At 27.6% G+C, this 6,175-nt stretch carries 8 protein-coding genes; 7 read left to right on the top strand and 1 reads right to left on the bottom strand.

What is annotated here, in order from left to right:
• Nucleotides 1–253: 253 nt before the first annotated feature.
• Nucleotides 254–523, bottom strand: coding sequence for a hypothetical protein (locus tag M9Q43_RS14005; protein ID WP_262319482.1), 270 nt, complete (start codon nt 521–523; stop codon nt 254–256).
• 358 nt (nt 524–881) lie between these two features.
• Here M9Q43_RS14005 and M9Q43_RS14000 point away from each other — a divergent pair, with 358 nt between their 5' ends.
• The 7 genes from M9Q43_RS14000 (at nt 882) to M9Q43_RS13970 (ending at nt 5,718) form a co-directional block, all read left to right on the top strand.
• Nucleotides 882–1,520, top strand: a complete 639-nt coding sequence (locus M9Q43_RS14000; RefSeq protein ID WP_262319481.1) for a hypothetical protein — start codon at nt 882–884, stop codon at nt 1,518–1,520.
• A gap of 86 nt (nt 1,521–1,606) precedes the next feature.
• Complete coding sequence (locus M9Q43_RS13995; RefSeq protein WP_262319480.1) at nt 1,607–2,170, top strand: hypothetical protein; 564 nt, start codon at nt 1,607–1,609, stop codon at nt 2,168–2,170.
• A gap of 165 nt (nt 2,171–2,335) precedes the next feature.
• Complete coding sequence (locus tag M9Q43_RS13990; RefSeq protein WP_262319479.1) at nt 2,336–3,016, top strand: hypothetical protein; 681 nt, start codon at nt 2,336–2,338, stop codon at nt 3,014–3,016.
• Nucleotides 3,017–3,188: 172 nt separating this feature from the next.
• Nucleotides 3,189–3,689 carry a hypothetical protein gene (locus M9Q43_RS13985; RefSeq protein ID WP_262319478.1) on the top strand — a complete coding sequence of 167 codons (501 nt, stop codon included), beginning with the start codon at nt 3,189–3,191 and terminating at the stop codon, nt 3,687–3,689.
• A gap of 178 nt (nt 3,690–3,867) precedes the next feature.
• Complete coding sequence (locus M9Q43_RS13980; protein ID WP_262319477.1) at nt 3,868–4,512, top strand: hypothetical protein; 645 nt, start codon at nt 3,868–3,870, stop codon at nt 4,510–4,512.
• Between the two features lie 153 nt (nt 4,513–4,665).
• The gene (locus M9Q43_RS13975) at nt 4,666–5,115 is read left to right on the top strand and encodes a hypothetical protein (protein ID WP_262319476.1); all 450 of its coding nucleotides are present in this window, start codon (nt 4,666–4,668) and stop codon (nt 5,113–5,115) included.
• A gap of 180 nt (nt 5,116–5,295) precedes the next feature.
• The gene (locus tag M9Q43_RS13970; RefSeq protein WP_262319475.1) at nt 5,296–5,718 is read left to right on the top strand and encodes a hypothetical protein; all 423 of its coding nucleotides are present in this window, start codon (nt 5,296–5,298) and stop codon (nt 5,716–5,718) included.
• The last annotated feature ends 457 nt before the right edge of the window (nt 5,719–6,175 follow it).

Genomic DNA, 6,175 nt, shown 5'->3' with positions numbered 1-6,175 from the left:
GTTTTATGTAAAGATAAACGAATATGAAAATCTAACAAAAGCGTTTAAGGAATTAAAATTGAAGATTCAAAAAATACTTTAATAAAAGTCCTGCCTACAACAGCGGTTTGCTTCAATGGCTACTTCCGGATTTTCCTGCGGAAAATCCGCTGCTGAATGGAATGTTTTGTTATATTTGTAATGGCTTGGTGTTGATTCAACGCCACTGAGAGCAAGCCACAGAACGTTATAGTCAATAGCTACATTTACGTTTCTATTGAAAATTCTGTTTAATTCTTCTGACAGCTTCTTTATTGCTATATAATCCATATTTGAAGCCCATAATTATTTGCTCAATTGATTCTGCTTTTTCAGTTGGTAAAGTCATTTCTTCAAACTGTGATATTTTCTCAACTTCTTTTTTCACATCTCTTATAGCTTCATTATAACCTTTGGCTAATAAATTAAAACTATCTAAATTCGGATTGTATTCATTATCTTTTTTGTCTAAAAAATAATCTATTCTTGATTTTGATATTTTCATAATTATCTATTTAAAAAGTTTTTACCGTATTTTAAATACAAAAAACCTATTCTAACTACGCTAAATAAAAGATATATGTATGTTAGTGGATTAAACCAATTAAAATAAGTATCCGTTACACAAATTCCTGCCTTATAACAAGCTGTTTTTTTAGGAATTAATATCCATAAGTTAAAAAGTACATTTCTCATAAATTCAGTTTTAAAAACCGCTACTAACTATAACACACGTTTTACGCTATTGCTAGTTTTGGCTTTGTTAGTAATAATTGTTTTTAATTTAATAATTCTTTTGTGTTTGTTGTGTTTCTTGCTTAATTACGCAACAGTCGTAAAGCGTGGGAACGTTGTAAACAATTATGAAAAAACGAAAAAAAATATTAATCTCATTTATTGTTACAATTTTATTGCTTTCAATAATCTACAACATTGCATTTTATTCTCAAAGTTCTATATTTAATAAATACGGAAAAGCATATAATTCCGAAAGAGAAAAAATTGGTTTACATGAAATTTCTAAAAACATGAAATCAACTAAATATAGTTGGGATAATTGGAAAGAATTAGAGTTATGGAATTATGATAATTCTTTTTTTGATAAGTATTTCTTAATTTTTAAAGGAACTGTAGTTCCAATAGGAATTGAATATGAAAGTTTAATAGAAAGTAAGAAACCAATGTTGCGAGAAAAAACTATACTATTTGATTCAAGTATTTTTTTCTGGAAAAACAAAATTACCTCAGAAATAGACTTATATGAAAAGTATATTGATAGTACAACCTATGAAATTTTAGTATTAACTTACTATTTTGAAGACGAAAACGGAAATAAAGATTATTTTGAAGCCAATCATTACGAAATTAATAGAGATCTATTTATTTGCGGAACTCCTGGTTTAACAAATCGTGAAAAACAAAGGAAATCAGGAAAGCCTTATATTGGAAATATAACTAAAATTGAATGTGATAGTATTTTAGCAAATTGGAACTTAAAATAACTGTTTACAACCGCAGTTTGGCAATATAGCGGGGTTTGTGTTTAATTTAAAGTTTTTACTTATCTTTGATGTGTAGTGATAAAACAATGAGAAAGGCTAATTTAGTCCGCTACATTGCCAAGCTACCTAACGTTGTAAACAATTCTATGATTGACGAAAATAAATACAAATTTAATTGGGGTGACAATTTAGTCAACATAAATACTTTAAGCCCAAATAAAAAATATTTTTACCAAATTCAAAAACCATTTGACTTTTATTGGGGTTGGTTTGTAGCAAAAATTTCATTTCTAGATATTAAAAAAGAAATTATTTACTACAATAACCAATATTACGCCTGTCCTATAAATTCTTCAGAGGAAAATGATTTTAAATATGTCTCTTTTTCTGAATGTGGAAATTACGCATACTTTTGTGAATTTAAAGATTTTAAAAATGTTTATCATATTTTAATTAATTTCAAAGAAAGGAAGTTTAAACGTATAAAAAAGAAATCCGAAAAAGAAATAATTACGACAAACTTGACAAAAGACGGATTTAATACAGAAGACTTAAAAATATTCGAATACACGAAATGGGAATTAACTCAAATAAACAAAAGATTTGAAAGGAACATTTTCTTTTGTAAAATATGGTTTCCGAAAATTTAAAAACTGTTTACAACAGCGGTTTAAAAATATGGCTGGTTTCGGGATTTTTTGAAATGGCGCAGTTGCTTAATTTAAAGTTTTGTGTATATTTGTGTTGGCTTGGTGCTGGTTTTCGCCACATTTTTAAGCCTCAGAACGTTAGGTGCAATATTAACTGAAAATCGCGTGAAAATCATACAAACAATATTATTTTTATTTTTTAGTTGTTTAATATATTCAACTCCACAAATTCCTGATATTTTAAAATATAATGATAGAGAATTTGAATTGCATCACTTTTCACCAGCACATAAATATTTTGAAGATAATGGTTTTATTGTTCCAAAAGAAGCTTTAGAAACAACTGCGAATTCTAATATCTTTATGTTTAAATATGAAATTATAAATGAAAAACTCTTTTTAACTGATGTGAAAATATTCGTAGAAAAGAAAAATGAAAATGGCATTTTGCACTTTGTTGAGAAAAGTGTTTTTAAAAATTATTTTCCTTTAGAAGATAAAATATTAATGAATATATCTTCTGTTACGGTAATTTCATATGGAGAAACAATTTATACTGAAAAATATGGCTGGTCAGATGCTCATTCTGAAAATTATTTGATTTTTGAGTTTGAAAATGGTTACGTGAAAAAAAGTTTAGATTTAGATTACAAAAAATTCAAAAGTGAATCAAAAAAACAATTCAGAAAATTTAAAAAGTCAGAAGAATTTTTAATATTAGTAGATAGTGAAAGAATGAAAGAAGAAGTTGAACTTTATAATGAGTTTAGACCAAAAAAACTTCATTTAAATGCTGAAAAGTTAATTCAAAAAAATATTTTTTATAAAATTAAACAAATTGAATAAAAATACTGCACCTAACCGCTGTTTTGCACAATGGCTTAGGCTTGGTTTTTCCTTCGGAAAAACCTCTACGAATCAAAATTTTGTCTATATTTGTTGTGGTCAGTCTTGAATCACAAGCCACTGATGCAAAGCAGCCAAACGTTAGCAGTAATTATAAAAAATCAGAACTAAAATGAAATTCAAATATTTAATATTTTTAATATTTTTATACAATTCTACTTTTTCTCAAGAAAAGCTAAACACTTTTGAAATTTACAAAAAAGATAAAATTCACTATAAAAAATCTGATAATAATGTATTTACTGGTATTGCTGAATTTAAGAGAAAAAACGGACATATTGTCTTCGAAGAATTTTACAAAGATGGTTATTTAACTAAATATGTAATATATTACAATCTTGACATTCAAATTGTTTCAACCGAGATTTTATACTACGATAAAAGCGAAAATAAAAAAACAAAGACAGAATTTAGTTCTGTTGAAAACGAAAGAAAAGAAATTACTCATTATGATAGTAATGGCAAAAAGACATTAAATGAAATTTATAAAAAAAATATTTTAATTTATAGTTGTGAATATTTAAACAATAAAAAGCACGGGAAAGAATTTTGTATAACAGATAATGGAGATTTAAATACTGAATATTTCGAAAATGGAAAACGCTTAAAATAACTACTGCTAACAGCGGTTTGCATTAATGGCTGGGCTTGGGAAAATCCTCAATGGCACAGTTGTTTAATTTAAAGTTTTGTGTATATTTGTAATGGTTTGTGTTTGTGGCTCGCCATTAATTCAAGCCTCATAACGTTGTACCTAATACTATAAAACGAACATATATAATTCATAATTTATGAAATCAAAAATACTAATCATAATCATTCTTCTATCACAAAATTTATTTTCACAAAGTTTAACAGAAGAATATTTCAATTCTATGAAATCGCTTTGGGAAATTGAAATTACTGATGAAATGAAAAGTAAAATTGATCCTAAAATTGATGCTGATTATAAAAGAATATATGGTGTTGGTTTCCTTGAATCACAAGCAATTATCCAAAAAAATAATGCAGAAAATAAAATTACAATTTTAAAAAATATTTTAGCTTTAAAAAATCTTGGTACGGACAACAATGAAATCACAATTCTAACAGAAACAGGTTTTGATGAGCCAAATATGAAAGGCTTTGTAATCTATGCTGATAAATTTTATTTTTTTCAGGAAAATGTAAAAAAGAACTATAAAGTTGAATTATATTCTGACTATATAAAAGACTATTCAAAAATAGATGAAAATAATTCTCGTAGTATTTTATTCTTTATCTTAAAAGACAATAGATATGACATGATTGAAAACCTAATAGAAGAAGAAAAAAAAGACGAGGAAAATAATAAATTAACTCCAATTGTATCATATGAAATAATAAATTATAGTCCAACAAAAGAGAAAAAATTAAAACTTTACTACCTAAATGAATATGGAACTATAACGGAATAAAGTACTAGGTACAACACCGGTTTACTTCAATGGCGAGTTTCGGGATTTTTTGCAATGGCACAGTTGCTTAATTTAAAGTTTTTTCTATATTTGTATTGGCTTGGAGCTGGTTCATCGCCACTGAAAGCAAGCCGCAGAAACGTTGTACACAATATGAAAAATACTTTATACATAATCCTAATTGTTATATTATCCAATTGTAAAAATGCTAAAAATATGACTTCTGAAGAATATTTAGAAAAAGGTAAGTTTATATGGCAAAACTTTGTGCCGAAATCTGGACAAGCCGAAACTGTTCAAGGTGAATTACTAAGAGCAATTGAAAAATTACGTGACGAAGCTCACCGAAATGGAAACGCAAATTTTAATAAAAATTGTCATGGAATATTAGTTGAATATTTGAGAGAAAAACTAACGGATAAAAAAATATTCGACGCAGGAACAATTGAACAAATTAATACTGACTTAGATAAAATAAAAATTGAAAATCAACCTTATCTGGAAGATGACATATTTGACAGAATTGATGACCGAATTGTTGATTGGTTTATGTTTTATGGTGATAAAAAATTACACAAAAAAAATCCTGACTTGAATTGTTAATTAAAATACTGTGTACAACAGCGGTTTGCTTCAATGGCTACTTCCGGATTTTCCTACGGAAAATCCGCTGCTGAATGGAATGTTTTGTAATATTTGTAATGGCTTGGTGTTGGTTCAACGCCACTGAGAGCAAGCCGCAGAACGTTATAGTACATTTAAAAATCGAAAAGCAATAATTTCATGAAAGCTTTAATATTAATACTTTTTTTTACTTTAACAACAGTTAGCAATCATGCTCAAACCAACAGAGATGAAACATTAGTTGGTTTTAATTGCGGTATAAATGGTAGTCCATCAAAACTTGTTTTGGAAACAACAAAATTAATTAATAGTCAAAACTATAAAGAAATAAACTCTTATCTATATTCAAAAAATAGTGAGAAAATTTTTATGGCGATATTAATTCTCGAAAGACTTCACAAATTAAACTTATATAAAATTTCGGAAAAAGAATTAGAAATTATTACTAAGCTTAAATATTCCCCAATAATGATTTGGAATTGTATTGGATGTCTATCAGATTTCAATTCAATAAATGAAATACTTGAAAAGAATCTTTTAGGTTCAGAAGAATGGCTTGAAAAAACAATCCCAGCTAAATAAAAAACGTACTATAACAGCGGTTTGCTTCAATGGCTACTTCCGGATTTTCCTACGGAAAATCCGCTGCTGAATGGAATGTTTTGTTATATTTGTAACGGCTTGGTTTTGGTTCAACGCCACTGAGAGCAAGCCGCAGAACGTTGCACACAATATATTTTCCGAACTGCCACATAACGCTTCGCTCCTATTTTTTCGCAAGAAAATTAATGAAATTTATAAATGAAAAATCTTGCGTGATAATGGAAAACTGAAACCAAACTTTGTGAAAAACCTTCAAAGACAATTCTCAGCCGAAAAAATTTAGGAAAACCGAAACCAAACTTTGTGGAAACCTTCAAAGACAATTCTCGGATTTTAGCAATTTAAAGACAATTTTTAGCCCAAAACTTTGCGGAAAATTGAAAACCGAACCAAACTTTGTGGATAAATGTTGCGTTGAATTTTTCAGTTCGTGAAA

The organism is Flavobacterium odoriferum, from assembly GCF_025499515.1.
GTDB classification, from domain to species: Bacteria; Bacteroidota; Bacteroidia; order Flavobacteriales; family Flavobacteriaceae; genus Flavobacterium; species Flavobacterium odoriferum.
The sequence above is the reverse complement of the archived record's forward strand: the minus strand, read 5'-3'. Positions and strand labels throughout refer to the sequence as shown.